At 65.0% G+C, this 25,418-nt stretch carries 22 protein-coding genes; 5 read left to right on the top strand and 17 right to left on the bottom strand.

The features are described 5' to 3' along the window. Nucleotides 1-80: 80 nt before the first annotated feature. The 4 genes from guaA to EN786_RS18565 form a co-directional block, all read right to left on the bottom strand. A complete protein-coding gene (gene guaA / locus EN786_RS18550; RefSeq protein ID WP_127309486.1) occupies nucleotides 81-1,643 on the bottom strand; it encodes a glutamine-hydrolyzing GMP synthase in 1,563 nt (520 codons plus the stop codon). A 55-nt stretch (nucleotides 1,644-1,698) separates the two neighbouring features. Then, entirely contained in the window at nucleotides 1,699-2,358 is a 660-nt protein-coding gene (locus EN786_RS18555; RefSeq protein ID WP_127309487.1) for a 5'-methylthioadenosine/S-adenosylhomocysteine nucleosidase, read from the bottom strand. A gap of 143 nt (nucleotides 2,359-2,501) precedes the next feature. Beyond that, complete coding sequence (locus tag EN786_RS18560; protein WP_127285378.1) at nucleotides 2,502-2,960, bottom strand: PaaI family thioesterase; 459 nt, start codon at nucleotides 2,958-2,960, stop codon at nucleotides 2,502-2,504. Nucleotides 2,961-3,058: 98 nt separating this feature from the next. After that, on the bottom strand, nucleotides 3,059-4,357 hold the full coding sequence (locus EN786_RS18565) for an RsmB/NOP family class I SAM-dependent RNA methyltransferase (RefSeq protein WP_127309488.1): 1,299 nt from the start codon (nucleotides 4,355-4,357) through the stop codon (nucleotides 3,059-3,061). Nucleotides 4,358-4,680: 323 nt separating this feature from the next. On the opposite strand from EN786_RS18565, the gene EN786_RS18570 reads away from it, so the two are divergent. Further along, on the top strand, nucleotides 4,681-5,358 hold the full coding sequence (locus EN786_RS18570; protein WP_127285370.1) for an MIP family channel protein: 678 nt from the start codon (nucleotides 4,681-4,683) through the stop codon (nucleotides 5,356-5,358). 69 nt (nucleotides 5,359-5,427) lie between these two features. Here the strand turns inward: EN786_RS18570 and katG are convergent, their stop codons facing one another. Beyond that, a complete protein-coding gene (gene katG, locus EN786_RS18575) occupies nucleotides 5,428-7,614 on the bottom strand; it encodes a catalase/peroxidase HPI (RefSeq protein WP_127309489.1) in 2,187 nt (728 codons plus the stop codon). Nucleotides 7,615-7,754: 140 nt separating this feature from the next. On the opposite strand from katG, the gene EN786_RS18580 reads away from it, so the two are divergent. Then, complete coding sequence (locus tag EN786_RS18580; protein WP_127309490.1) at nucleotides 7,755-8,663, top strand: hydrogen peroxide-inducible genes activator; 909 nt, start codon at nucleotides 7,755-7,757, stop codon at nucleotides 8,661-8,663. A 91-nt stretch (nucleotides 8,664-8,754) separates the two neighbouring features. Here EN786_RS18580 and EN786_RS18585 read toward each other — a convergent pair whose 3' ends face one another. The 6 genes from EN786_RS18585 to hisS all read right to left on the bottom strand — a co-directional run bounded on the left by EN786_RS18585 (nucleotide 8,755) and on the right by hisS (nucleotide 16,053). After that, nucleotides 8,755-9,822: a calcium:proton antiporter gene (locus EN786_RS18585; protein ID WP_245478184.1), complete on the bottom strand. Its 1,068-nt coding sequence runs from the start codon at nucleotides 9,820-9,822 to the stop codon at nucleotides 8,755-8,757. Nucleotides 9,823-9,950: 128 nt separating this feature from the next. Continuing rightward, the gene (locus EN786_RS18590; protein ID WP_127309492.1) at nucleotides 9,951-10,574 is read right to left on the bottom strand and encodes a poly-gamma-glutamate hydrolase family protein; all 624 of its coding nucleotides are present in this window, start codon (nucleotides 10,572-10,574) and stop codon (nucleotides 9,951-9,953) included. A gap of 10 nt (nucleotides 10,575-10,584) precedes the next feature. Beyond that, nucleotides 10,585-12,351, bottom strand: coding sequence for an AMP-binding protein (locus EN786_RS18595; protein WP_127309493.1), 1,767 nt, complete (start codon nucleotides 12,349-12,351; stop codon nucleotides 10,585-10,587). Between the two features lie 165 nt (nucleotides 12,352-12,516). Beyond that, nucleotides 12,517-13,215, bottom strand: coding sequence for an ATP phosphoribosyltransferase (gene hisG / locus EN786_RS18600; RefSeq protein ID WP_135859628.1), 699 nt, complete (start codon nucleotides 13,213-13,215; stop codon nucleotides 12,517-12,519). After that, nucleotides 13,212-14,333 carry an ATP phosphoribosyltransferase regulatory subunit gene (locus EN786_RS18605; protein WP_135908713.1) on the bottom strand — a complete coding sequence of 374 codons (1,122 nt, stop codon included), beginning with the start codon at nucleotides 14,331-14,333 and terminating at the stop codon, nucleotides 13,212-13,214. The genes hisG and EN786_RS18605 overlap by 4 nt, the downstream gene beginning before the upstream one ends. Before the next feature lie 178 nt (nucleotides 14,334-14,511). Continuing rightward, nucleotides 14,512-16,053, bottom strand: coding sequence for a histidine--tRNA ligase (gene hisS, locus EN786_RS18615; RefSeq protein WP_127310599.1), 1,542 nt, complete (start codon nucleotides 16,051-16,053; stop codon nucleotides 14,512-14,514). Between the two features lie 484 nt (nucleotides 16,054-16,537). Between hisS and EN786_RS18620 the strand changes: the two genes are divergently transcribed. Beyond that, nucleotides 16,538-16,786, top strand: a complete 249-nt coding sequence (locus EN786_RS18620; protein WP_127310600.1) for a hypothetical protein — start codon at nucleotides 16,538-16,540, stop codon at nucleotides 16,784-16,786. Between the two features lie 47 nt (nucleotides 16,787-16,833). Here EN786_RS18620 and EN786_RS18625 read toward each other — a convergent pair whose 3' ends face one another. Further along, nucleotides 16,834-17,472 carry a DNA-3-methyladenine glycosylase I gene (locus EN786_RS18625; protein WP_127310601.1) on the bottom strand — a complete coding sequence of 213 codons (639 nt, stop codon included), beginning with the start codon at nucleotides 17,470-17,472 and terminating at the stop codon, nucleotides 16,834-16,836. A gap of 213 nt (nucleotides 17,473-17,685) precedes the next feature. On the opposite strand from EN786_RS18625, the gene EN786_RS18630 reads away from it, so the two are divergent. Continuing rightward, entirely contained in the window at nucleotides 17,686-18,426 is a 741-nt protein-coding gene (locus tag EN786_RS18630) for a L,D-transpeptidase (protein ID WP_127310602.1), read from the top strand. A gap of 291 nt (nucleotides 18,427-18,717) precedes the next feature. Further along, on the top strand, nucleotides 18,718-19,638 hold the full coding sequence (locus tag EN786_RS18635; RefSeq protein ID WP_127310603.1) for a bifunctional 5,10-methylenetetrahydrofolate dehydrogenase/5,10-methenyltetrahydrofolate cyclohydrolase: 921 nt from the start codon (nucleotides 18,718-18,720) through the stop codon (nucleotides 19,636-19,638). A 9-nt stretch (nucleotides 19,639-19,647) separates the two neighbouring features. On the opposite strand, the gene EN786_RS18640 is transcribed toward EN786_RS18635, so the two are convergent. The 5 genes from EN786_RS18640 to EN786_RS18660 form a co-directional block, all read right to left on the bottom strand. Further along, nucleotides 19,648-20,646 carry a hypothetical protein gene (locus EN786_RS18640; RefSeq protein ID WP_135908715.1) on the bottom strand — a complete coding sequence of 333 codons (999 nt, stop codon included), beginning with the start codon at nucleotides 20,644-20,646 and terminating at the stop codon, nucleotides 19,648-19,650. Nucleotides 20,647-20,677: 31 nt separating this feature from the next. Beyond that, on the bottom strand, nucleotides 20,678-21,976 hold the full coding sequence (gene glcF, locus EN786_RS18645) for a glycolate oxidase subunit GlcF (protein ID WP_127310605.1): 1,299 nt from the start codon (nucleotides 21,974-21,976) through the stop codon (nucleotides 20,678-20,680). Nucleotides 21,977-21,985: 9 nt separating this feature from the next. Then, entirely contained in the window at nucleotides 21,986-22,375 is a 390-nt protein-coding gene (locus EN786_RS18650) for a DUF4870 domain-containing protein (RefSeq protein ID WP_127283807.1), read from the bottom strand. Then, nucleotides 22,372-23,640, bottom strand: coding sequence for a glycolate oxidase subunit GlcE (gene glcE, locus EN786_RS18655; protein ID WP_127310606.1), 1,269 nt, complete (start codon nucleotides 23,638-23,640; stop codon nucleotides 22,372-22,374). The genes EN786_RS18650 and glcE overlap by 4 nt, the downstream gene beginning before the upstream one ends. 150 nt (nucleotides 23,641-23,790) lie before the next feature. Further along, a complete protein-coding gene (locus tag EN786_RS18660) occupies nucleotides 23,791-25,287 on the bottom strand; it encodes an FAD-linked oxidase C-terminal domain-containing protein (protein WP_127310607.1) in 1,497 nt (498 codons plus the stop codon). Nucleotides 25,288-25,418 lie beyond the last annotated feature (131 nt).

Genomic DNA, 25,418 nt, shown 5'->3' on the forward strand with positions numbered 1-25,418 from the left:
TGCCGGCAAAAACTATTTTTAATTTCAGTTAGTTAGATCGATTTCTGGCGTAATTTCGGCGACGTTCGGATAGACCTGAATCATTCCCACTCGATCGTCCCGGGCGGCTTCGACGTCACGTCGTAGACGACGCGGTTGATGCCCCGTACCTCGTTGATGATGCGGGTGGCGGCGGCGGCGAGGAAGTTCATGTCGTAGTGATAGAAGTCGGCCGTCATGCCGTCGACCGAGGTGACGGCGCGCAGCGCGCAGACGAACTCGTAGGTGCGGCCGTCGCCCATCACGCCGACGGTCTGCACCGGCAAGAGCACGGCGAAGGCCTGCCAGATGGCGTCGTAGAGGCCGGCCTTGCGGATCTCGTCGAGATAGATGGCGTCGGCCTCGCGCAGGATCTCCAGCTTGTCGCGGGAAATGCCGCCCGGACAGCGTATGGCAAGGCCGGGGCCCGGGAACGGATGGCGGCCGATGAAGCTTTCGGGCAGGCCAAGCTCCTTGCCCAGTGCCCTCACCTCGTCCTTGAACAGCTCGCGCAGCGGCTCGACCAGCTTCATGTTCATGCGCTCGGGCAGGCCGCCGACATTGTGGTGCGACTTGATCGTCACCGACGGGCCGCCGGAGAAGGAGACGCTTTCGATGACGTCGGGATAGAGCGTACCCTGGGCCAGGAAGTCGGCGCCGCCGAGCTTCTTTGCCTCTTCCTCGAACACTTCGATGAACAGCCGGCCGATGGTCTTGCGCTTCTTCTCCGGGTCGCTCTCGCCTTCCAGCGCCGAGATGAAACGGTCGGAGGCATCGACCAGGATCAGCGGCAAATTGTAGTGCTGGCGGAACATCTCCACCACGCTCGCCGCCTCGTTCTTGCGCATCAGCCCGTGGTCGACGAGGATGCAGGTCAGCTGGTCGCCGACCGCCTCGTGGATGAGGAGCGCTGCAACCGAGGAATCGACGCCGCCCGACAGCGCGCAGATCACCTTGCCCTTGCCGACCTGGTTGCGGATCGCCTCGACGGCATGCTCGCGATAGGCGCGCATCGTCCAGTCGCCCTCGATGCCGGCGATGTTGTGGACGAAATTGCGGAGCAGCCTGGCGCCATCCGGCGTGTGCACCACTTCGGGGTGGAACATGATGCCGTACATCTTGCGCTCGACATCGCCGAAGATGGCGAAGGGCGAGCCTTCCGACCTGCCGAACACCTCGAAGCCCTCCGGCAAGGAGATGACGCGGTCGCCATGGCTCATCCACACCTGGTGGCGCTGGCCGGGCGCCCACAGCCCCTCGAACAGCGGGCTTTCCTTCTCGATCTCGACGAAGGCGCGGCCGAATTCGCGATGGTTGGAGCTTTCGGCGACGCCGCCCATCTGCACGCAGAGCGCCATCTGGCCGTAGCAGATGCCGAGCACCGGCACGCCGGCCTCGAAGACGATCTGCGGCGCGCGCGGGCTGCCGATATCGGTGGTCGAGGCGGGGCCGCCGGAGAGGATCACCGCTTTCGGGTTGATGCGCTTGAAAGCCGCCTCGGCCGACTGGAACGGCACGATCTCGGAAAAGACGCCGGCCTCGCGGATGCGGCGGGCGATAAGCTGCGTGAACTGGCTGCCGAAGTCGACAATCAGGACGGTGTCGGAGCGATTGGCTGTTTTCATGGCGAGCGTTTAGAGAAAGAAACGAGTCGGCGCAATGGGTTGCGGGGCGTCTGGCTCAATCCAGTCCTTGCCGGGAACCAAGCCGGATCGTTCCGGATGCGATCGCCTGCTCCAGCAGGCCAATGGCGCCGGCCAGCTTCTCGTCGATGACGTGGAGATACTCCGTCCAGTCGCCGATATGCCTCAGATCCGCCGCACCGTCGGAAATGCCGCGCAGGCCGATCAGCGGCACGCCGAAGAGCTGGCAGGCGCGCAGGCAGGCGAATGTCTCCATATCGACCATGTCGGCGGCGATCGCGTCATAGGCGACGCCGGAGATGACCGCGCCGCCGGTCGACAGCGATGCCTCCCTGATGCCCGGAATGCGTATCGGCAACGGCACGGTGACCGGCAGGTCGAGAAACGGCGTGGCGCCCTTCACGAAGCCCAAGGGCGAGGCGTCGATGTCGCGATAGGCGACCGAAACCGCCTGGTAGATCTCCGCCTGCTCCAGCCTTCGGCTGCCGGCCGAGCCCAGCGAGACGACGAGATCCGGCAGCGCGTTTTCCAGTTTCAGCCTGGCAAGCTCGGCGCCCAGCCTGATCCCGGCCTCGACCGGTCCGACGCCGGTCATCAGCGGCGTGAACAGTTTCCTGAGGTGCGGGCCGTATTCGGCCTCCACGGCCATGACGAAGAGAACGTCGCTGCCGGACAGACGTGACACTTTGACGGTCATGACGGCCCTACCCCCTGTTTGTTGCCACTACGAAGGGAAAGGACAATGTGCCCTCGCCGCCTCCCGGCCTTCGCTATGGCTCCGGGCGTTCGTCGCTCGAAAAGCCCATTTGGGGGCTTTTCGTCCGCTGCGCGGACCGCTCCTCACCCTTCGATCCCGTCACGTCCGACGACCGTCATCATCGTGCCGGTCATGGTGGCGATCAGCTTGGCCTCGCCGTCGGCGGCAAAGGCATAGGCCTGGCCATCTGCAACGACGATGGTGCGGCCGGGCTTGGTCACCGAGCCGCGGAACAGGAAGCGCTCGCCCCTGCCCGGCGCCAGCAGATTGACCTTGAACTCGATGGTCAGCACGCTGGAATTCTGCGGCAGCAGCGAGAAGGCCGCATAGCCGCAGGCCGAATCCAGCGCCGTCGAGATGACGCCGGCATGTAGGAAGCCATGCTGCTGGGTGAGCGCCGCCGAATAGGGCATCTCGATCTCGATGATGCCGGGCGTCACAAGGGTCAGTTCGGCGCCGATGGTCGTCATCGCCTGTTGCCGGGCGAAAGAAGTCCGGACGCGATCCTCATAGTCCGGAGCGGGTACGATCTTTGCTGCCATGGCCATCGCCCTTGTTTCCTGGGAAAGCTTATTGCAGAGGCACGCAGCGCAGGCAATCTCTTATGTTGCAGTGCAACAATGCCGCCGCGCGGCCGTTCTCACCGGCCTGATCCCGCCCTGCGCAGCGCACAGACATAGAAGCCGTCGGTGCCGCTCAGCGCCGGCGACAGCGAGACACCACCGTCGCTGCCCAGGCGCGCGGCGGCCGGATGGCCTGGAAAGCGGCTGTCCCAGAGCTTGCGGTGGTCGACCCGCGTGAAATCACCGTGGCGCGCACGAAACGCCGCGACCTGGTCGCCGTTCTCGGCGTCGAACACCGAGCAGGTGATGTAGACCAGCAGGCCGCCCGGTTTGACGAAGGCCCTGGCCGCGTCGAGGATTTCGCTCTGCTCGCCCCGGCGCTGGTCGAGCTGCCTTTGCGTCAGCCGCCATTTGGCGTCGGGGCGGCGTCGCCACGTGCCGCTGCCGGTGCAGGGCGCGTCGACCAGCACGATATCCATGTGGTTTGACAGCGGGGCCAGCTCGGCCGGCTTGCTGACGATCTGGATGTTGCGGTTTTCCGAACGGCGGATGCGGTCGAAGATCGGCGCCAGCCGCGCCTTTTCGGCGTCGTGGGCGAAGATCTGGCCTGTATTGCTCATCTCGGCCGACAGCGCCAGCGTCTTGCCGCCGGCGCCGGCGCAATAGTCGAGCACCTGCATTCCGGCCTCGGCGCCGGCGAGCGCCGCGACGATCTGCGAGCCCTCGTCCTGGACCTCGAACCAGCCCTTCTGGAAGGCAGGTTCGGCCTGGACATTCGGATGCCTGCCGTCGCCGTCGATCGGCGGGATGCGGATGGCTTGCGCGGCAATGCTGGCCGGTGCCGCACCCGTCCCGTCGAGTTCGGCCAGCACCCTGGCCCGGTTGGCCTGCAGCGTGTTGACCCTGAGGTCGAGCGGCGGGCGGGTGGCGAGCGCCGATCCTTCCGCGACCCAGGCCGCGCCGAAAGCCTGCTCGAACAGCGGCACGCACCATTCGGGAATATCGGCGCGCACCGCATCCGGCGCGTCGGCCGGCCGGCGGACGGCAACCGCCTTGAGCTCGGTGTCGCTCAACAGCGGCGGAGCGAACTTGTCGCCTTCGAGGGCGTCGTTCAGCGACTGCGCCGTCTGCCCCCATTCGAGCAGAAGCGCGCCGAAGCCGATGGCGCGCGGCGTGTCCTCGCCGAGCAGCCAGCCGGCGGAACGCTTGCGGCGCAGCGCGTCGTAGACGATGTTGCCGATCGCGGCGCGGTCACCGCCGCCGGCGAAGCGATGCGACAGGCCCCAGTCGCGCAGTGCATCGGCCACCGGCCGATGACGCCGACCAATGTCCTCCAGCACTTCGATGGCCGCCGCCAGCCTTCCGCCCAATCGCATTCTCTTGTCTTCCGTTTTCCGAGCAAATTAATTCCGCCCTGCTCTTAGAGCCTTTCATTCCCGATTTGAACCAACTCAATTTGCCGGCGGCCGGAGCAATCCCGGCGGAGGCTGCGAGTTCTCGACAAACCGGGCATCCGCCAGCGCGAACGGAACAATTCATCCAATATATGAAAGCTCTCTAATGGGCGCGACTGGCGGGCACAAGCATGCCGTGTGGAGCAAGTGCTCTGCTTTCCAAGGTTTCAGGTTGCGAATACTCTTTTGGCTGTGATTCGCGACGCAGGAAAAGCGGATTTGCGGATCGATACGAGGAGAGGGCAATGAAGACTTATCTTGCGGAAGTTCTAGGCACTTTTCTGTTGGTGTTCATCGGCACGGCTTCTGTGGTCACGGGCGGCTTTGGCGGCGCGCTGCCGCTCGGCCAGGAAGGCATCGGCCTGGCGTTCGGCATCGGCCTCATCGCGGCGGCCTATGCGATCGGGCCGATCTCGGGCGCGCATCTCAATCCGGCGGTGACGCTTGGCGCCTTCCTCGCCGGCCGGCTGCCGGCAAAGGATGTCGTTCCCTACTGGATCGCGCAGATCATCGGCGCCATCATAGCCTCGCTGGCGCTGTGGATCATCGTCTCCGGCCAGGTCGGCGGCCACACCGGCGGCTTCGGCGCCAATGGCTGGGACGAGGCGAAATGGGGCGTCAGCTCGGCCTTCCTGTGGGAGTTGATCGGAACCTTCACCTTCGTCACCGTGATCCTCGGCGTCACGGCGCAAAACCACAGCACGACCTTCGCCGGGCTGGTCATTGGCCTGACGCTGGCCGGGCTGCACTTCGCCATCATCCCGGTCACCGGCACCTCGCTCAATCCGGCCCGCTCGATCGGACCGGCGCTGTTTTCGGGCAGTGCTGCGCTCAGCCAGCTGTGGCTGTTCATCGTCGCGCCGCTGATCGGCGGCGCCATCGCCGGCGTCGTCGCCAAGGCGCGCATCTTCGAAAAGGAGTGATTTTCTAAGCCTGAGGAAAAAAGGCGCGGGGCTGGCCCCGCGCCTTTTCTTTGCAGTGAATGCTTGGCGTCAGGCGATCTCGAAGCGGTCGAGGTTCATCACCTTGGTCCACGCCTTGACGAAATCCTTGACGAACTTCTCCTTGGCGTCGCCCGAAGCGTAGACCTCGGCCAGCGCGCGCAGCTGCGCGTGCGAGCCGAAGATCAGATCGGCGCGGGTGCCGGTCCACTTGACCGCCTTGGTCTTGCGGTCGCGCGCTTCATACACGCCGTCTGAGCCCGAGGCCGGATCCCAGATCGTCGCCATGCTGAGCAGGTTGACGAAGAAGTCGTTGGTCAGGGTGCCCGGCCGGTCGGTGAACACGCCGTGCTTCGACTTGCCGGTGTTGGCGCCGAGCACGCGCAGGCCGCCGACCAGCACCGTCAGTTCGGGCGCCGTCAGCGTCAAAAGCTGCGCCCGGTCGACCAGCAGCGCCTCGACCGAGAGCACCTGCTTGCCCCTGGCATAGTTGCGGAAACCATCGGCGACCGGCTCGAGCGCGGCGAAGGAGACAATGTCGGTCTGTTCCTGCGAGGCATCGGTTCGGCCCGGCGTGAACGGCACCTTCACGTCATGGCCACCGTCCTTCGCCGCCTTCTCGACGGCGGCGACGCCGCCGAGCACGATCAGATCGGCGAGCGAGACTTTTTTCCCGCCGGCATTGAACTCGGCCTGGACGGCCTCGAGCTTCGCCAGCACCTTCGCCAGTTCGGCCGGCTGGTTGACCTCCCAGTCCTTCTGCGGCTCAAGGCGGATGCGGCCGCCGTTGGCGCCACCGCGCTTGTCGGAACCGCGGAAGGTCGAGGCCGAGGCCCAGGCGGTCGAGACCAGCTCGGAGACCGACAGGCCGGAGGCCAGGATCTTCGCCTTCAGCGCGGCGATATCCTGTTCGCCGACCAGTTCGTGGTCGATCGCCGGGATCGGATCCTGCCAGATCAGCTCTTCCTTCGGCACGAGCGGGCCGAGATAGCGCACGACCGGACCCATGTCGCGGTGGGTCAGCTTGAACCAGGCGCGGGCGAAGGCATCGGCGAATTGCTCGGGATGCTGGTGGAAGCGCCGCGAGATCTTCTCATACGCAGGGTCGAAGCGCAGCGAAAGGTCGGTGGTGAGCATGGCCGGGGCATGGCGCTTCGACGAATTGTGCGCGTCCGGAACGGTGCCGGCGCCGGCGCCGCCTTTCGGCGTCCACTGGTTTGCACCCGCCGGGCTCTTCGTCAGCTCCCATTCGTAGTTGAACAAATTGTCGAAGAAGTTGTTGCTCCACTTGGTCGGCGTCGTGGTCCAGGTGACCTCCAGGCCGGAGGTGATGGCGTCGCCGGCAATGCCGGTGGCATGCTTGCTCGACCAGCCGAGCCCCTGCGCTTCGATGCCGGCGCCTTCCGGCTCGGCGCCCACCAGCGCCGCATCGCCGGCGCCGTGCGTCTTGCCGAAGGTGTGGCCGCCGGCGATCAGCGCCACGGTCTCTTCGTCGTTCATTGCCATGCGGCGGAAGGTCTCGCGGATGTCGCGCGCCGCGGCGAGCGGATCCGGCTTGCCGTTCGGTCCTTCCGGATTGACGTAGATCAGGCCCATCTGGACGGCGCCAAGATGGCCGCTGAGTTCACGATCGCCGGAGTAACGCTCGTCACCCAGCCACTTGGCCTCGGAACCCCAATTCACGTCCTGCTCGGGCTCCCAGACGTCGGCACGGCCACCGGCGAAGCCGAAGGTCTTGAAGCCCATCGATTCCAGCGCGACGTTGCCGGCGAGGATCATCAGGTCGGCCCAGGAGATGCTGCGGCCATACTTCTGCTTGACCGGCCAGAGCAGGCGGCGCGCCTTGTCGAGATTGGCGTTGTCCGGCCAGCTGTTCAGCGGCGCGAAACGCTGCTGCCCGGCGCCGGCGCCGCCGCGTCCGTCGCCGATGCGATAGGTGCCGGCGCTGTGCCAGGCCATGCGGATGAACAGCGGCCCGTAATGGCCAAAGTCGGCCGGCCACCAGTCCTGCGAATCCGTCATCACCTGGTGCAGGTCCTTGACCACCGCATCGAGATCCAGGCTCTTGAATTCCTTGGCGTAGTCGAAGCCTTCGCCCATCGGGTCCGAGAGGCTCGACTGCTGGTGAAGAACGCCGAGGTCGAGCTGGTTCGGCCACCAGTCACGATTGGTCCTGCCGGCGGATCCATGCGGCACGGGGCATTTGCCCGCGCTGTTGTCGTCGGTTTTCGCGTCCATCTTACTCTCCGATTTTTACCGAGATTTGATTTTTCGCCAGGGGCGGCCAGCGGCCGCACCAATCTGGAACGATTCCAGACTAGGCCGGCGAGGTGATAAAGACAAATTGCCTTTCCTGTTTTTTCCGATAGGATTTTCTTATGATTGGCCTCACCGTGCGGCAGATGCAATATTTCGACGCGCTGGCGCAGACGCTGCATTTCGGCCGCGCCGCCAAGCTCGCCGGCGTCAGCCAGCCGGCGCTGTCCTCCCAGATCGCGGAGATGGAGCAGCGGCTGAGCTGCCGTCTGTTCGAGCGCGGCGGCAAGACGGTGCGGATGACCGACGAGGCGCTGGCCTTGCAGCCACGCATCGAGCGCATCCTGGCCGATATCCGTGACGTCGAGACGACGGCGCGGCGCGGCCGCCCCGCAATGGAAGGACGCTTCCGGCTGGGGATCATCCCGACAGTCGCGCCCTATCTGCTGCCGCATGCGTTGCCGGAACTGAGGCGGCATTTCCCGGTCTTGCAGCTCGAACTGCGGGAGGCGGTGACCGCGTCGCTGGTCGACGACACTGCCGCCGGGCGGCTCGACGCGTTCATCGCCGCTCTGCCGCTCGACCATCCCGGCCTGGTCAGCGAAGAGCTCTTCCCCGACCGCTTCTTCCTTGCGGTGCCGTCAGGCGATCCGGCCTTCGCCTCGCCGCCGGTGCCGCCGGAAAGCCCGGCGCTGGAAAGGCTGATGCTCCTGGAGGAAGGCCACTGCCTGCGCGAGCAGGCGCTGGCCGTCTGCGGCAGTGTGCGGCCGGTGGCGATGGCGAGCTACGGCGCCACCAGCCTGACGACCCTCTTGCAGATGGTGGCGCATGGATTGGGCGTGACGCTGGTCCCGGAGATGGCGATGCGGCCCGCCGGCACCATTCCCGACCTCAAGATCGTGCCGTTCCAGGAGCCGATGCCGCAGCGCATGATCTGCCTCGCCTGGCGCCGCAACAAGGCGCGGCACGACGAATGCGTGGAACTGGCGAAGATCATTCGCGGGCTGGATGCGGCGGTGCTGGCCGCGTGAGGGTGCGCCGACTACGCTGCCATCCCAGTTTCTCGACAATCGCATAGCGCTTCAGAAACGTCCGCGACGTGCTGATTCTTACCAAAGCCTCTCACGGCACAAATATCAGAAATACATAGGTGAAAAACACCACGACATGGACCATGCCAGTCAGGAATGTGGTTCTCTCGGTGCTGAAGCTGATGCTGCATACGAAAAGCGCCAGGACCATAAGGACAGCGTCAGCCGCCGGGAGCCCCAGGGTCAGCCCTCGTCCCGTCAGCAGGCTGGCTGCCGCGACCGCCGGTATCGTCAAGCCAATTGTGGCGCAGGCAGAGCCCATCGCGACATTCAGGCCGCGCTGCAGCTCGTTGTTGAGGGAAGCACGAACCGCCGAAATCGCCTCCGGCATCAGAACCAGCCCCGCGATCAATGCCCCGACAATGCTGTCGGCCTGGGTCACCTCGTAGGCAACGAGCGTGTCTTCGACACTCGCGGCGACCTGCTCGGCCAGCATGACAATTCCGATCAGCCCGACGAACAGCAGCAGGGCGCTGGCGAAGACGCCTTCATGGGGGGCGGTTCGGATCGAAACCTCGTGGGCCTGTGCTTCGATGAAGTCTTCCCGATGGCGGACGGTCTGCGCGAACACAAAAGCCGCATAGAGCAGCACGGAAAGCACGCTGACAAAGCCGAGCTGAGCGGCTGAGAACGTGCCGGGATCGGTGGTCCGCGTGTAGGTCGGCAGAACAAGCGTCATGACGGTCAGCGCGACCAGAACCGCCAGATAGGCGGTGGTCCCCTGGCGAACGATCGCCTGCTTGCGATGACGCCAGCCGCCAAGCACGAGACAGGTGCCGACAACGCCGGTGGAGGTAATCATCACCGTCGAGAAGACGGACTCACGCGCAAGCGTCGGGTTGTTCTCTCCATGCAGCATCATCGACACGATGATCGACACCTCGATCGCCGTCACGGCAAAGGTCAGCACCAGCGTGCCGTAAGGCTCGCCGACCCGCCGAGCCACCGCCTCGGCATGCTCGAGCACCACGAAAATAGTGATGAACATGATCGCGCTCGAAAGCGCTCCGACGAGGATCCTGACGCCCGGCGACCCTACGTCCACGGAGAGCCCGCTGGCCCTGACCGCGACGGCCATCGCCAGGGCGGCCAAGGGCATCGCGTAGGACGTTACCGATCGTCCGAAACCTGTCATCCGAGCCCCCGAACGCCACGCGTTTCCGCGAACTTAGCGGAAAAGCGCGGCGGGGGCACCTCACAGGCATCTTTGCCTGCCAAGCGCACCATTCAAAACACGATTGAGGCCTGGGCACCGTTTTGCGCATCGAATGTCTCGATGGCCTTGCGAACCGCCCCACAAAATCGTTCCAGAAGTTCCAACTCGCTCCCCAGTCGACGGCGCAACGACAAGGGCACTTCCAGCTGTGCTCCTTTCCCCGTCAAGCCTCGGTTGACGATGTTCAAATCCTGGATACCTGGAAAGGGATGGTTGTCCTTTTGCGTCTGGAAGTCGGCGTCCTGCAGACGCCAGGCTATCTCCGAAACCAACGCGGCGTCCTTGCCGCCGAGGTAAACTGTCGAGGGATCGTCCCGATCCTGACGACCGTGGATGGCGACGACCGTCGACTTGGTCCGCAACAGTTCCAGCGCGGTTGCCTCGTCAAAGTTCCTGGATGTTATGTGCAGTTCTCGGTTGCTTTCCGGCATGAGCCCTTCAAAGCAATACATATCGAGATCGCGCCCTGCTATCGTCTCGGTGATCAGGGAGGTGCGGGGCTCGATCTTGCCGCCATGTGGGGCCATGACGATCGCACTGCCGGTTCGCGCTCCGCGCCGGACGACTATGCGATAATCTATGTTTTCGGTTTTGGCGGCCTTCAGCGCCGCGAAATTCGGAAACTCGTTGTCCATAAATGCCGTTTCACGCCGTCTTCTGCACCACCAAACCCAGTTCTTCGATCATCGTGTCGCGCATCAGGAATTTCTGCGGCTTGCCGGTGACCGTCATCGGCAGTTCGGTGCGGAAGCGGATATAGCGCGGCACCTTGTAGTGCGCGATCTGGCCGGCGCAGAAGGCCTTGATCTCCTCCGCGGTGGCGATCTGGCCGGGCTTCAGCACGATCCAGGCGCACAGCTCCTCGCCATATTTGTCATCGGGAATGCCGAACACCTGCACTTCCTTGACCTTGGGATGGCGGTAGAGGAACTCCTCGACCTCGCGCGGATAGACGTTCTCGCCGCCGCGGATGACCATGTCCTTGACCCGGCCGACGATGTTGCAATAGCCCTCGGCGTCGATGGTGGCGAGGTCGCCGGTGTGCATCCAGCCGTCGGCGTCGATTGCCTCGCGGGTCTTTTCCACGTCGTCCCAATAGCCCTTCATCACCGAATAGCCGCGCGTGCAGAGCTCGCCCGGCGCACCGACCGCGACCGTGGCGCCGTCGGCATCGATGGCCTTGACCTCGACATGCGGCTGGATGCGGCCGACGGTGGAGACGCGCTTTTCCAGCGGATCGTCGACGCCGCTCTGGAAGGATACCGGGCTGGTCTCGGTCATGCCGTAGGCGATGGTCACCTCAGACATATGCATCAGCGACACAACCTTCTTCATCACCTCGATCGGGCATGGCGAGCCGGCCATGATGCCGGTGCGCAGGCTGGAGAGGTCGAAGGACGAAAAATCCGCATGGTCGAGCATGGCGACGAACATGGTCGGCACGCCATAGAGGCCGGTGCAGCGTTCCTGCGCCACGGCCTTCAGTGTCGCGCCGGCGTCGAAGCCCTCGCCCGGGAACACCATGGTGGCGCCCTTGGTGACGCAGCCCATCGTGCCCATCGACATGCCGAAGCAGTGATAGAGCGGCACCGGGATGCAGAGCCGGTCGTCGACGGTGAGCTTGATCGCCGAGGTGACGAAATTGCCGTTGTTGACGATGTTAAAATGGGTGAGCGTGGCACCCTTCGGCGCGCCCGTCGTGCCTGAGGTGAACTGGATGTTGATGGCGTCGCCGGGCTTCAGCCCCTCGGAGATGCGGTCGAGGCTATCGTGCTCGTCGCGCCCGGCCATGGCCAGCACGTCACCGAAATTGAACATGCCGGGCGAATTGTCCTCGCCCATGCGGATGACGATCTTCAGCGCCGGCAGCTTCTTTGCCTTGAGCTTGCCGGGTTCGGCCTTGGCGATCTCGGGCGCCAGCGTCTCGATGATGCCGAGATAGTCGGACGTCTTGAAGCTGGCGGCGGTGACCAGCGCCTTGCAGCCGACCTTGTTCAGCGCATATTCAAGCTCGGTCAGCCGGTAGGCCGGATTGATGTTGACCAGGATCAGGCCGATGCGCGCGGTGGCGAATTGCGTCACCAGCCATTCCCAGCGATTGGGCGACCAGATGCCGACGCGGTCGCCCTTTTCCAGCCCGAGGGCCAGGAAGCCGGCAGCCAGCGCATCCACTGTGTCTGACAGCTCGCTCCAGGTGAAGCGCTTGTCCTGGCCGACGAAGACGGCGGCGTCGAGCGTGCCGTATTTGCTGACGGTGTCGGAAAACAGTTCCGGGATGGTCTTGTCGAGCAAGGGCACCGAATGGTCGCCCGAGACATGCGCCTTGCCATCGACCGGGGCAATGAAGGTGCCCCTCGCGCTGCGCCCGCGCAGATTGGTGGCGTTCATGAGCTCGTCGAGTTTGATCGCCATCGCCGTCTCCTCCCGGGATTAGCCGAGCCTATCAGTCGACGGCGGCGGTGGGAACTGGCCGATGGTATGGAGGGCAATCGCCTGAGGCTGCCTGCCGGGCATTTCTCCCCGTATGGTGACGGGGAGTAAGGGCGCGTCGCCGAGGGGCGGCGCCGACCTCGGTTGCTATCCGTTCACTGACGCCATCTTCGCCGCTATGTCGCGCAAGACGGCTTGGTCCGCTGCTCCACGCGTCTTCCTCGACGCCACAAGGCAGGCCTGCGATCGCAGCACGACGCCGTCGGCCAGCACCTTGAGGTGGTTGGCGCGCAGCGTCGAGCCGGTGGTGGTGATGTCGACGATGACGTCGGCCAGCCCTTGCGCCGGCGCGCCCTCGGTGGCGCCCAGGCTCTCGACGATACGGTAGACCTGGATGCCGTGCTTTTGCGAGAAGAACTGCTGGGTCAGCCGCCAGTATTTGGTGGCGATCCTCAGCCGCCTGCCGTGGCGCTGGCGGAAGTCGGCGGCGACATCGTCGAGATCAGCCATGGTCTCGACGTCGAGCCAGATGTCGGGCACCGCCACCACGACGTCGGCATGGCCGAAGCCGAGGCGGGCGACGATCTCGGCGCGCGCTTCCCAGTCGGCCAGGTTTTCGCGCAGCAGGTCCTCGCCGGTGATGCCGAGATCGACCGAGCCCTGGCCGATCTCGCCGGCGATCTCGGAGGCCGACAGGAAGGCGACCTCGACGGCCTCCATGCCCTCGATGCGGGCGCGGTATTTGCGCTCGTCGCCGGGCAGGCTGACGGTGAGGCCGGCCTTGGCCAGCACGTCCAGCGCCTGCTCCTTCAGCCGGCCCTTCGATGGCAGCGCGAGCGTGATCATCTGGCCTTCTCCCGCAGCGCCTCGATGCGGTCGAGCCAGACCGAGAAGCCGACGCCGGGGATCGGCGTCTTCGCGCCGAGCAGCGTCAGCAGGCGGTCGTAGCGGCCGCCACCGGCCAGCGGCCTCTCACCACCTTCGGCCGCGATCTCGAAGACGAGGCCGGTATAGTAGTCGAGCGGACGGCCGAAAGCGGCATCGTAGCGGATATCCGCCATTGGCAGGCCGTGCGTCTCGATCGCCCTGGCGCGGGCGGCGAAGTTGTCGAGCGCCGCGCCCAGGGAAAGGCCGGCGCCAGAGGCAAAGCTTTCCAGCGCCTGCGCCGCATTGTTCAGCGGCACGTCGATCGCCAGAAACCCTTTCAGCGCCGCGAACGCCTCGTTGGACAGCCTGACGCTGCGCAACTCAGCCTTCTCGATCAGCCGCCGCGCGATGTCGGAAGGCGAGCGGCCGGCCGATGCCGACAGGCCGGCTTCCTCCATGCCGCCGGCGATGTGCGCCGACAGGCCGTCGAGGTCGCCGTCGAGCACCAGCGCCGCGACCGGGCCGGAAAGCTGGCTGTTGCGCGGCGGGTTGGCGAGGTCGGCCAATGCCGCCTCCAGCATCGGCGCCGAGCCGAAGGCGCGTGCCAGCCGCATGCGCCAGCCCCGCGGCAGGCCGAGCGCTGCCAGCACAGCCTCGAACACCGTCTGGTCGCCGAGCGTGACGGCCAGCGGCTGGGCAGGCAGCGCCAGGGTCAGCAGCGCATGCGCATCGGCCAGCGAGCGGGCGTCGGCAGCCGCCGTGTCGCGGTCGCCGAGATCCTCGATGCCGGCCTGGAAGAATTCGTTGCCGCCCTCGCGGCGCTGGCGGAACACCTCGCCGAGATAGGAATAGCGGCGCGGCGTGCCGGCCTGGCTGGCGATATGGTCGAGGCAGACGGGAATGGTGAATTCCGGGCGCAGGCACAGCGTCTTTCCGGTCTCGCTCTCGGTGAGGAAGATGCGGCGGCGCAGGTCTTCGCCGGCCATGTCGAGGAACGGATCGGCCGGCTGCAGCACAGCGACCTCGACGGCGTGCGTGTCGCGTGCGGCGAAGAGCTTGGCGATGTCGGCGGCGATGGCGGGGTAGCGGGAGGTCATGGATAGGTTGGGCGCGAGGCCCCCCTCTCTGTCCTGCCGGACATCTCCCCCTCAAGGGGGGAGATCAGCAGCTCAAAGCGCGGCGCTTTTTCTTCGGCCCTGAAGAGTGGCGAAAGCGCAGGCGACATCCAATCTCCCCCCTTGAGGGGGAGATGGCCGGCAGGCCAGAGAGGGGGGCTCAAGCGCCACCTTTCGCGCGATCAGCCGCCTGAGCCGCCAGGATCTTCTTCACCTCGCCAACCAGCTCGCTCTCCGCCACCGTCGCCTGCGCCGGGCGGGCGGCGCGCCATTCGGCGTTGTCGGTGATCTCGGCCGACATGCGCGCGCCTTCGATCAGGTCCTTGATCTGCACCTCGCCCCTGGCTCGCTCGTCGCCGCCCTGGATGACGGCGACCGGGCTGCCGCGGCGGTCGGCGTATTTCAGCTGCGCCTTCATGCCGGCGCCACCGAGATACATTTCGGAGCGGATGCCGGCGGCGCGCAGGTCGGCGACCATCTTCTGGTAGCGGCCGAGGCTTTCGGTGTCCTTGTCCATGACCAGCACGACGACCGGAGCGATGACATCGGAAATGTCGAGCTTGCCGAGGTTCTTCAGCGCCGTCATCAGACGCGAGACGCCGATGGAAAAGCCGGTCGCCGGTACCGGCTCGCCGCGGAAGCGCGAGACCAGCCCGTCATAACGGCCGCCGCCGCCGACCGACCCGAAGCGCACGATCTGGCCGTCCTCATTGGGGATCTCGGCCAGCAGCTCGGCCTCGAAGACCGGGCCGGTATAGTATTCGAGGCCGCGCACGACCGAGGGGTCGATCAATATCTTGGTTTCATCATAGCCCGCGGCCGCGCAGAGCATCTGTATCTGATCGAGCTCGTCACAACCTTGCATGACAAGGGGCGTTTGTTCGAAGCCGCTACGCAGATTGTCGACGGTAAGGCCGTTGGCAACTCCTCGGCTGCCGGATCCCTGGGACTTCCAACCGGTGATATTCAACAGCTGCGATATCTGACTGTCAGAAAGACCCGCTCCCTTGGTGAAGTCGCCCTCGCCTTCCTTGCCACCGTCCCAGCGACCTTTCCCAAGCAACAGTTGAATGTCTTCAAGCGCGAATTTGTCCAGCTTGTCGATCGCGCGCAGCACCTGCAGACGGCGTCCCGCATTCTCATCACCGCCAAGGCCGATCGCCTCCAGCACGCCGTCCAGAACCTTGCGGTTGTTGACGCGGATAACATACTGGCCTTTGAGACCCAACGCCTCCATCACGTCGGCCATCATCATCGCCATCTCGGCATCAGCTGCCACGGTTGGCGTGCCGATGGTGTCGGCGTCGAACTGCATGAACTGGCGGAAGCGGCCGGGACCGGGTTTTTCGTTGCGGAATACCCAGCCGGAGCGATAGCTGCGATAGGGTTTCGGCAGCTTGTCAAAATTCTCGGCGACGAAGCGCGCCGTCGGCGCGGTCAGATCGTAGCGCAGCGACAACCACTGGTCATCATCATCCTGGAAGGAGAAGACGCCTTCGTTCGGCCGGTCCTGGTCGGGCAGGAATTTGCCGAGCGCGTCGGTGTATTCGATCATCGGCTGGTCGACCGGCTCGAAGCCGTAGAGCTCATAGACGCCGCGGATGGTCGCCATCATCTTCTCGACGGCACGGATGTCATCGGCGCCGCGGTCGGCAAACCCGCGCGGCAGCCGCGCTTTCGTCTTTTCCGATTTGTCGGCCATGGGATGGGTACTCGGTGTTTCGTGGCGTTGTGTGGGCCGGTTAGATTACCGCTTTCCACGGCGGGCGTGTCCTAGCCGATGCCGCTTGGTGCGGCAAGGGTTTGCGGCTCGATCCGCAACGAGGCTTGAGTTCGGACAGTTTGCGAACGCCGCGCCGCGCCTCATCCGCCTGCCGGCACCTGACGGGGAGAAGGAGAGACTTCGGCGCCGGTGCTACAATTCCAACGTTGGCGATTGGCGAAATCGGCGATGACGGCGTCCTTCTCCCCGTCACTATACGGGGAGAAGTGCCCGGCAGGGCGATGAGGGGCAGCGCCAGGCAGCTGAAGAGGTAAGCACCAATTGCTGTGGTTAGTCGTTTGGAACGCCTGAGGCATTTCTGAAACCAACCCCACCAAAAAGGAAACAATTCCGCCATCAGCGCGGCATCGTGCCGACACAATCGCAGCCGATAAAGCGCACCGAAACCAAAGGGTTCGGGGCTATGAGCACCACGGGACAATTCGACACAATCGACAGCGGCACGCGTGAACTGCCCGCGCGGCTGCGGCCGGCCGATGGCCAGGCGCTCGTAACGGTGAGCCAGGTGGCGGGCCCTTTCGAGGCGGAGCCGCGCCAGGGCTCGTCGATGCGCGATGCGCTGATGACCGGCCTGCTGGTCATCTACCCGGCCTTCGCCGCGCTGGCGGCGATCGTCGCCGGCCTGTTCCTGACCGGCGCCAGCGGCATCTGAGGCGCGACCTGACCTTCTCCCCTTGTTGTGGGAGAAGGGGAAGGAAATCATTTCGGCCGTTTGAGCCTCTTCCGCTCCGCCTCCACCTCCTTGCGGCAGACGCAGCCTTCTAGATGATCGTTGACCAGGCCCATCGCCTGCATGAAGGCATAGACGGTGGTCGGGCCGACGAAGCTCCAACCGCGCTTCTTCAACTCTTTCGAGATGCGGACCGAGACCGCCGTCGTCGGATTGGCACGCAGATGGGCGAGGTCGACGATTTCGGGCCGTTCGCCGGCCCCCGGCTCGAACTTCCAGAACCAGGCGGCCAGCGAGCCGAACTCGTCAACCATTTCGCGCGCACGTTTGGCGTTGTTGATGGTCGAGACGATCTTGCCGCGATGGCGGATGATGCCGGCATTGCCGAGCAGGCGCTCGACATCCTTGTCGGTGAATTGAGCCACCTTGTCGAAGTCGAAGCCAGCGAAGGCCTCGCGGAAATTCTCGCGCTTGCGCAGGATGGTCAGCCAGGAAAGGCCGGATTGGAAGCCTTCGAGGCAGATCTTCTCGAACAGCCGCCGGTCGTCCGTTACCGGGCGGCCCCATTCGCGGTCGTGGTAGTGCATATAGTCCGGCAGATTGCCGTGCCAGAAGCAGCGCGCCTTGCCGTCGGGACCGTCGAGCAGGCCGGCATTTTCAGTTCCCATTGCCAGAAATCCATTCGTTAATGCGCCTCGGCGCCTGTTTTACCGTGGCTTTACCAGATTCCTGAACCGGCCGGTAACCACACCAAAAGGTTTACTGACACATCGGCATTTTACGCATTCCGATTCATGTTTCGGTTGCCGCTTGGCGCCAAGGATCGCGCAACCGGGGGCGGTTTCGTGCCTCCGTCCGTTCGACGATCAAGGTGCGTTCCGATGAAGACAGTCTTGTTTTCCCTGCTGGGTGCCGCGGCGGTTCTTGCCGCCGGCGCCACCTCCTCCAATGCCGATGACCGCTATGCCGACCGGCCGCCGGTGATGGTGAGCCCCGACCTTTCCGCGCCCTGGGTGCTGCAGCTCGGCCATGCGCCTGGTATCGTGCGGCAGACCCGCCAGATGGTGCAGCAGCCGCAGCGGCGCTATCTGCAGGTCCAGCCCGACCAGCAGCGCACGGCGGCGGTGCAGCAGCCGGCCCGGCGCACGGCGATGCGGCCGCAGATCAACCCGATCTACCTGCCGCAGGAAGTCGCGTTCGACGGGCCGCAGAAGCCAGGCACCATTGTCATCGATACGCACCAGAATTTCCTTTATCTGGTCGAGAAGGACGGCAAGGCGAGGCGCTACGGCGTCGGCACCGGCAAGCCGGGCTTCGAATGGTCGGGCACGCACAAGATCACCGACAAACGCGTCTGGCCCGACTGGCGCCCGCCGGCGGTGATGATCAAGCGCGAGGCCGCCAAGGGCCGCTATCTGCCGACCTATCTGGCCGGCGGCGAGGAGAACCCGCTGGGCGCCCGTGCGCTTTATCTCGGCACGACGGAATACCGCATCCACGGCACCAACCAGCCATGGACGATCGGCGGCGCCGTATCTTCCGGCTGCATCCGCATGCGCAACGAGGACGTCGTCGACCTCTACGAGCGTGTCAATGTCGGAACGACGGTGGTGGTGATATAGGGACTGAGAATCTGCCGGTCAGGCAGCGCCGACTAATTTTGGCGCCAGCTGTTGCTCCCAAGCCATAGCGCGTATTCGGGAGACGTGCTTAGACTGGCAACGAGTTAACGGGGGACGGGCCGTGTGGGGATGCGGCCGGTCACGAAAGGGCAGCGCGGGAAACCGCGCTGCCCTTTCGCCTTTCGAGGCAAAACGCGTCGCGCTGAAGGCAGAGCGTTTCGTTTTCGGGGGCTGATTTCCCGGACGGCCTCTGCTATTGCAGCGCACAATTCCCGACACCAAAGGTCAGCCATGTCCCGGTCCGACGACAGCCGCTATCTCAAGGGTGGGCCGGTGGCCCAGCGCATCATCGCCTCCGTGCGCGAGGACGCCGCGATCGCCACCGCCGAAGGTTTTCCGCCGAAGCTGGTGTCGATCACCGTCGGCGACACCGCCGCGGTCGATGTCTATGTGCGCAACCAGCGCGCCAAGGCGGAACTGGCCGGCATCGGCTTCGAGGAACGGCGCTTTGCCGCCGACATCACCGCCGGCGAACTGGAGGCCGCGATCCACGGCCTCAATGCCGATCCGCGCGTCACCGGCATCATCATCCAGCGGCCGGTGCCGGTTCACATCCCGATCAAGACGCTGCAGGCGGCGGTGCATCCGCTGAAGGACGTCGAGGGCATGCATCCGGCCTCGATCGGCAACATCGTCTACAACCAGCTCGACCTGGCGCCCTGCACGGCGGCAGCCTCGGTCGAGCTGCTCAAGGAAACCGGTCTCGACCTCAAGGGGCTCGAGGTGGTCGTCGTCGGCCATTCCGAGATCGTCGGCAAGCCGATCGCCTTCCTGTTGATGAGCGAGGGCGCGACGGTGACGGTCTGCCACCACATGACGCGCTCGGTGGCAGCGCATGCGCGGCGCGCCGATGCGCTGTTCGTCGCCGTCGGCAAGCCCAGGCTGATCAAGGCCGATATGGTCAAGCCGGGCGCCGCCGTCATCGACATCGGCATCAATTCCGAGATCGGACCGGACGGCGAGACCCGCATCGTCGGCGACGTCGACACCGACAGCGTCAAGGAAGTCGCCTCCTGGATCACGCCGGTGCCGGGCGGCGTCGGCCCGATCACGGTGGCGATCCTGCTGCGCAACACGATGGTGGCGCTCAGCCGCCAGCGCGCCCTCTACCAGGCGACCTACGGCGTGGCGGACAAGCTCGCGGCGGAGTAACTGCTGTCGTCAGGTCCACTGCGACACATGGCAGGTGATCCGGCTTTCTTCGTCCCAGAAGACGTAAAGCATGCCGCCGCTGCCCCAGAAGAAGCCGGCCAGCGAGTCGAACTGCAGCAGAAATTTCATTTCCCGATCCGTTCCAGGAACCAGCGGGAACTGCGGTCCTTGGACCCAGGACGGCAGTCCGCCGAGCCGAAACAGGTTCTGCCGCGAATTGCTTATTCCATAGGACTGTCTGAGCCAGCGTGGCGGCGTGGCCGCCACGCGCACGGTGCTCACAAGCGAAGCCGGCTTGATTGCGGAACCATCATCGGAATGAAATGGGCCAATCGGCGTCGGCCTACCCTCGGCATCGTGCGAATAATAGGTCGGCTCGAGAGAGTTCGCGCAGGTTTCGATGGAAAGCCCAGGAACAAACTTCTCCTCAGAACTGTCCAGTGTAACCAAGTGAGTCAATTTCTGCCGGCAGACTGGACATGCCGCCGAACCTCTGCCGCCAACCGCAAGTGGTCCGCCGGTGGTCGGCAGATGCCAAGTGGGGTGGTTGCGGTGCGTCGGAAAGGGCGAGTCGCTCGGAGAACCCCCTTCGAAGATAAAATGTTTGCACGCTGGGGCTGACCGCAGATCGGTATGCTGCTGCCAGTCCGCAAAATCGTAACTGGTCGCCAGCGCGGCGTCTGGAAACAAGTCTGGAGCCTGCAGCAAAGCGTGAGACAACAAGTCTTCGACATCCGTCCCGCGGCTTGCTGCGCTTTGGAGGAAAAATGCAAGGCGGGCCAAGTCCGCATCGTCGAGGAACGAAACCGCGTCTTCGATCAGAGTGACCTGGTGAACGCCCGCTTCCACAGCCGCCTTGATCAGCTCAAGCAGGAACGCCGATCCGTCTTTCAAGTGTTGGGCGATAATGGCTTCGCAGTCGGCATAGCGACCCTGAAACGTCGAACGCGACAGGTCTGTTAGAAGACGAACTGCGGTTTGAATATCTTGCAGTCGTGGATTGGACATCGCCGCATCGTCCTCGGCAAACGCTGCGTGGTCAACTCATTTTGGGCGGCTCGCCACCATAGGCCCAGTCGAGCAGTTTTATCGTGTGCACCACCGGCAGTTTCGCGGCGGAGGCGATCTGGGTGATGCAGCCGATGTTGCCGGTGGCGACGATTTCGGCATCCGTCGCCTCGATGTTTTTCACCTTGCGGTCGCGCAGTTTTGCCGAGATCTCGGGCTGCAGGATGTTGTAGGTGCCGGCCGAGCCGCAGCAAAGATGCCCTTCGCGCGGCTCACGCACGACGAACCCTGCCCTGGCCAGAAGCTCCTTCGGCTGGCGGATGATCTTCTGGCCGTGCTGCATCGAGCAGGCCGAATGATAGGCGACGACGGTGCCGGGCTTGCGTACCGGTTCGGGCAGGTCGAGGGCTGCGAGATATTCGGTGATGTCCTTGGCCAGCGCCGAGACGCGCGCGGCCTTTTCGGCATAGGCCGGATCGAGGCGCAGCATAAAGCCGTAGTCTTTGATCGTGGTGCCGCAGCCCGACGCGGTGATGACGATGGCATCGAGCCCGCCCTGGTCGATGGCGCGGATCCAGGCGTCGACGTTCCGCCTCGCCGAGGCAAGGGCTGCCTCCTCGCGGCCCATATGGTGGACGAGCGCGCCGCAGCAGCCCTCGCCTTCCGGCACCACCACCTCGACGCCGAGCCTTGTCAGCAGCGAGATGGTCGTCTCGTTGATGGCCGGATCGAGCACCGACTGCGCGCAGCCGGTCAGGATGGCAACGCGGCCCTTGCGCGTGCCCTGCCCGGCGTGCACGCCAGGCAAGGCCATTGCCGACACCGCCGGGATCGAGGATGGCGCAAGCCTGAGCATGGCGGCGACAGGCTTTAGCGCCGGCAGCTTTTCGAACAGGCCGATGAACGGCCTGCCGAGCCCGGCCAGCTTCAATGCGGCGCGGAAGCGCGAGGGATAGGGCAGCACGAAAGCCAGCACGGTTCGCGTCAGCCGGTCGAGCAGCGGCCGCTTGTAAGTCTTCTGGATGTGAACGCGGGCATGGTCGACCAGATGCATGTAGTTGACGCCCGAGGGGCATGTCGTCATGCAGGCGAGGCAGGACAGGCAGCGGTCGATATGGGTGACGATCTCCTTGTCGGCCGGCCGGCCGTTCTCGAGCATGTCCTTGATGAGATAAATCCGCCCGCGCGGCGAATCCAGCTCATTGCCCAAGGTCACATAGGTCGGGCAGGTGGCGGTGCAGAAGCCGCAATGCACGCATTTGCGCAGGATCTTTTCCGATTCCGCGACGTGCGGATCGGCAAGCTGGGCGGCTGAGAAGTTGGTCTGCACCGGGGAGTCCTATTGTCCGAGGAGCCAGCTTTGCGGGTTCTTGACCGGCTCGCCGCGCTGCAGCGCCTGCAGCCCGAGGATGCAGCGGGCGATGAACCAGACGGCAGCGGCAAACATCAGCAGGAAGCCGATCACGAGCATCATCAGGACCGCGGAGATCAGCGCGTAGAGCAAACCGATCCAGAAGGTCCTTATCAGGAAGGTGTAGTGGCTTTCGACGAAGCCGCCGGCCTTGCCGCGGTTGATGTAGGCAAGCACGATGCCGACAATGCCGGTGACGCCAATGACGAGGCCGGCGAGATAGAGAATATAGATGACCAGGGCGTTGGTCGAACCCGGCTCCAGCCAGCGATCGGTCTGGCGAGGTCCGCCGCCCGGGCCTTGATTGATGTTGCTCATTGTGCTCCTCCTTCCGATGAGTGTGCCAGAGTAGCAGAGCTGGAACCCGGCGCCATTCGGCCGGGGTTGAGGATATGCTTGGGATCGAATTCGGCCTTGAGCCGCGCCGACAGCGCCGCCAGATGCGGCGGTTGCGGCTCGAACACCGGCAGCGCGGCGCGATGCGCGGGTGCGGCGCGCACCAGCGTCGCGTGGCCGCCGCCATGCTTGCGGATCAGGCCGCGCAGCAGGTCGGCCTCGGGGTCGTTCTCGCGCATCGACAGCCAGACCAGACCGCCCTGCCAATCGTAGAAAGCGTCGACCGCCGCCTGCATGCGCAGGGCCATCACCATGTGATGCGCCTGCGACGGCGCCATCGACACACGCCAGACCGGTCTCGCGCCGCCATCGGCGAAGGGTATGCAATCGCGGATATCGCGCCAGATGGCCTTCGACGCCTCGCCGGCGATCTCCTCCAGCGGCCCCGCTTTGCCGAGCAGGCTCTTCAGCGCCTCGATGCGATAGACCACGGAAGGGCCAAAACCCTCGACGCGCAGCAGCGTCGCGGCATCGCCGCCATGCTTGCCGGCAGCGACGCGCGCGGTGATGCGCTCAGGCAGGTGCGCAGCGCTCGACACTTCGGCGCTGGAGCCCAGCGCGAGCGCCATCGCCGCGACGGCAGCATCGTCAAGCAGGCCACGGATGGCTAAAGTCACCTCGGTCTCCGCCGCCGGAAGCACCTTGAAGGTGACGTCGGTGAGCACGGCGAGCGTGCCCCAGCTTCCCGCCATCAGCTTGGACAGATCGTAGCCGGTGACGTTCTTGACGACGCGACCGCCGGACTTGAAGGCGTCGCCGCGGCCGGCAACCGCCGATATGCCGAGAATGTGGTCTCGCGCGGCCCCCGCCTTCAGCCGGCGCGGGCCTGACAGGTTGGCGGCAAGCGCGCCGCCGATCGTGCCGCCCTTGCCCCCTTGGCCCGGCTCGCCGCCGAGCAGCGGGCCATAGTCCATCGGCTCGAATGCGAATTGCTGGCCGTTTTCGGCGAGCAGCTTGTCGATGTCGGCGAGCGGCGTGCCGGCTCTGGCCGACAGCACCAGCTCGGCGGGCTCGTAGAGGGTGACGCCGGAAAGTTTCGAAAGGTCGAGCGTGTGCTCGCTCTGCTGCGGACGGCCGATGCCACGCTTGGAGCCGTGGCCGAGGATCTCCAGTGGCGCTTCCTCCGCCGCCGCCCACTGGACGGTGGAGAGGACTTCGGCGGCGGTGGATGGGGTGAAGGTGGTCATCGAAGCGCGCCCTTCCTCGCCCCCGCAGAGCGGGGGAGAGGTGGCTCGGGCGTAGCCCGAGATGACAGCCGATCTCCCCCCAAGTGGGGGAGATGTCCGGCAGGACAGAGGGGGGCGCGAAGGAACGCCGTCATGCGAAATTGGCCCCCATCAAAACCTCGGAATGTCCGGAAACGCCACCTGGCCGCGATGCACGTGCATGCGCCCCAGCTCGGCGCAGCGGCGGAGCTGGGGGAAGACCTTGCCGGGGTTGAGCAGGTGGTGGGGGTCGAAGGCGCATTTGACGCGCATCTGCTGGTCGAGGTCGACCTGGTTGAACATTTCCGGCATCAAGTCGCGCTTTTCGACGCCGACGCCATGCTCGCCGGTCAGCACGCCGCCAACCTCGACGCAGAGGCGCAAAATATCGGCGCCGAAATTCTCGGCCTTGTCGAGTTCGCCCGGCACATTGGCGTCGTAGAGGATCAACGGATGCAGATTGCCGTCGCCGGCATGGAAGACGTTGGCGACTGCGAGCCCGTATTTCTCCGACAGGTCGCGCATGCCGGCGAGCACGCGCGGCAGTTCCTTGCGCGGTATGGTGCCGTCCATGCAGTAATAGTCGGGCGAGATGCGGCCGACCGCCGGGAAGGCCGCCTTGCGGCCGGCCCAGAAGCTCAGCCGCTCCTGCTCCGACTGCGAGATGCGGCAGGTGGTCGAGCCGTTGCGATAGGCGATCGCCTCGACGAGGCCGATCAGGTGATCGACCTCGACGCCTGGTCCATCGAGCTCGACGATCAGCAGCGCCTCGACGTCGAGCGGATAGCCGGCATGGACGAAATCCTCCGCGGCGTGGATCGCCGGCCGGTCCATCATTTCCATGCCGCCGGGAATGATGCCGGCGCCGATGATGTCGGCGACGCACTGGCCGCCCTGCTCGCTGGTCGGAAAGCCGATCAGCAGCGCGCGCGCCGTCTCCGGCTTCCTCAGGATGCGCACCGTGACCTCGGTGACGACGCCGAGCAGGCCTTCGGAGCCTGTCATGACGCCGAGCAGGTCGTAGCCCTCGGCATCGAGATGCCTGCCGCCCAGCCTCACCACCTCGCCATTGATCAGCACCACCTCGATGCCGAGCACATTGTTGGCGGTCAGCCCGTATTTCAGGCAGTGCACGCCACCGGAGTTCTCCGCGACATTGCCGCCGATCGAGCAGGCGATCTGGGAGGATGGATCGGGGGCGTAGTAAAAGCCCTCCTGCTCGACGGCGGTGGTGATGCCGAGATTGGTGACACCGGGCTGGGCAACGACAATGCGGTTCGGATAGTCGATCGCAAGGATGCGATTGAAGCGGCTCATCACCAGAAGCACCGCATCCTCGAGCGGCAGCGCGCCGCCCGACAGCGAAGTGCCCGAGCCGCGCGGCACGACGCGGATATTGCGATCGTTGCAATATTTGAGCACCCGCGAGACCTGCGCCACCGTTTCCGGCAGCACGACGACAAGCGGCAGCTGCCGATAGGCGGTGAGGCCGTCGCTCTCGAAGGCGCGCATTTCATTGGCCGCGTCGACGACACCCTCGCCCGGCACGATGATGCGCATGTCGGCGACGATCTCGGCGCGCCGGCGCATGGTGGCGGCATCTGGCTTCGGCATGGCAAGGCCGGACATCGGCGCTTTCCTCCACTCGACTGGTCAAAATCTTTTACCAGTGAAGCGCGTTTGTTGCAAACCCCTGCTTTGGTCGAGATGAGACAATGGGTGCAGGCCGTGCTTCCGCAGCGGCAATCTGCCGCTGATGT

It is taken from the genome of Mesorhizobium sp. M4B.F.Ca.ET.143.01.1.1 (assembly GCF_004792275.1).
GTDB classification, from domain to species: Bacteria; Pseudomonadota; Alphaproteobacteria; order Rhizobiales; family Rhizobiaceae; genus Mesorhizobium; species Mesorhizobium abyssinicae.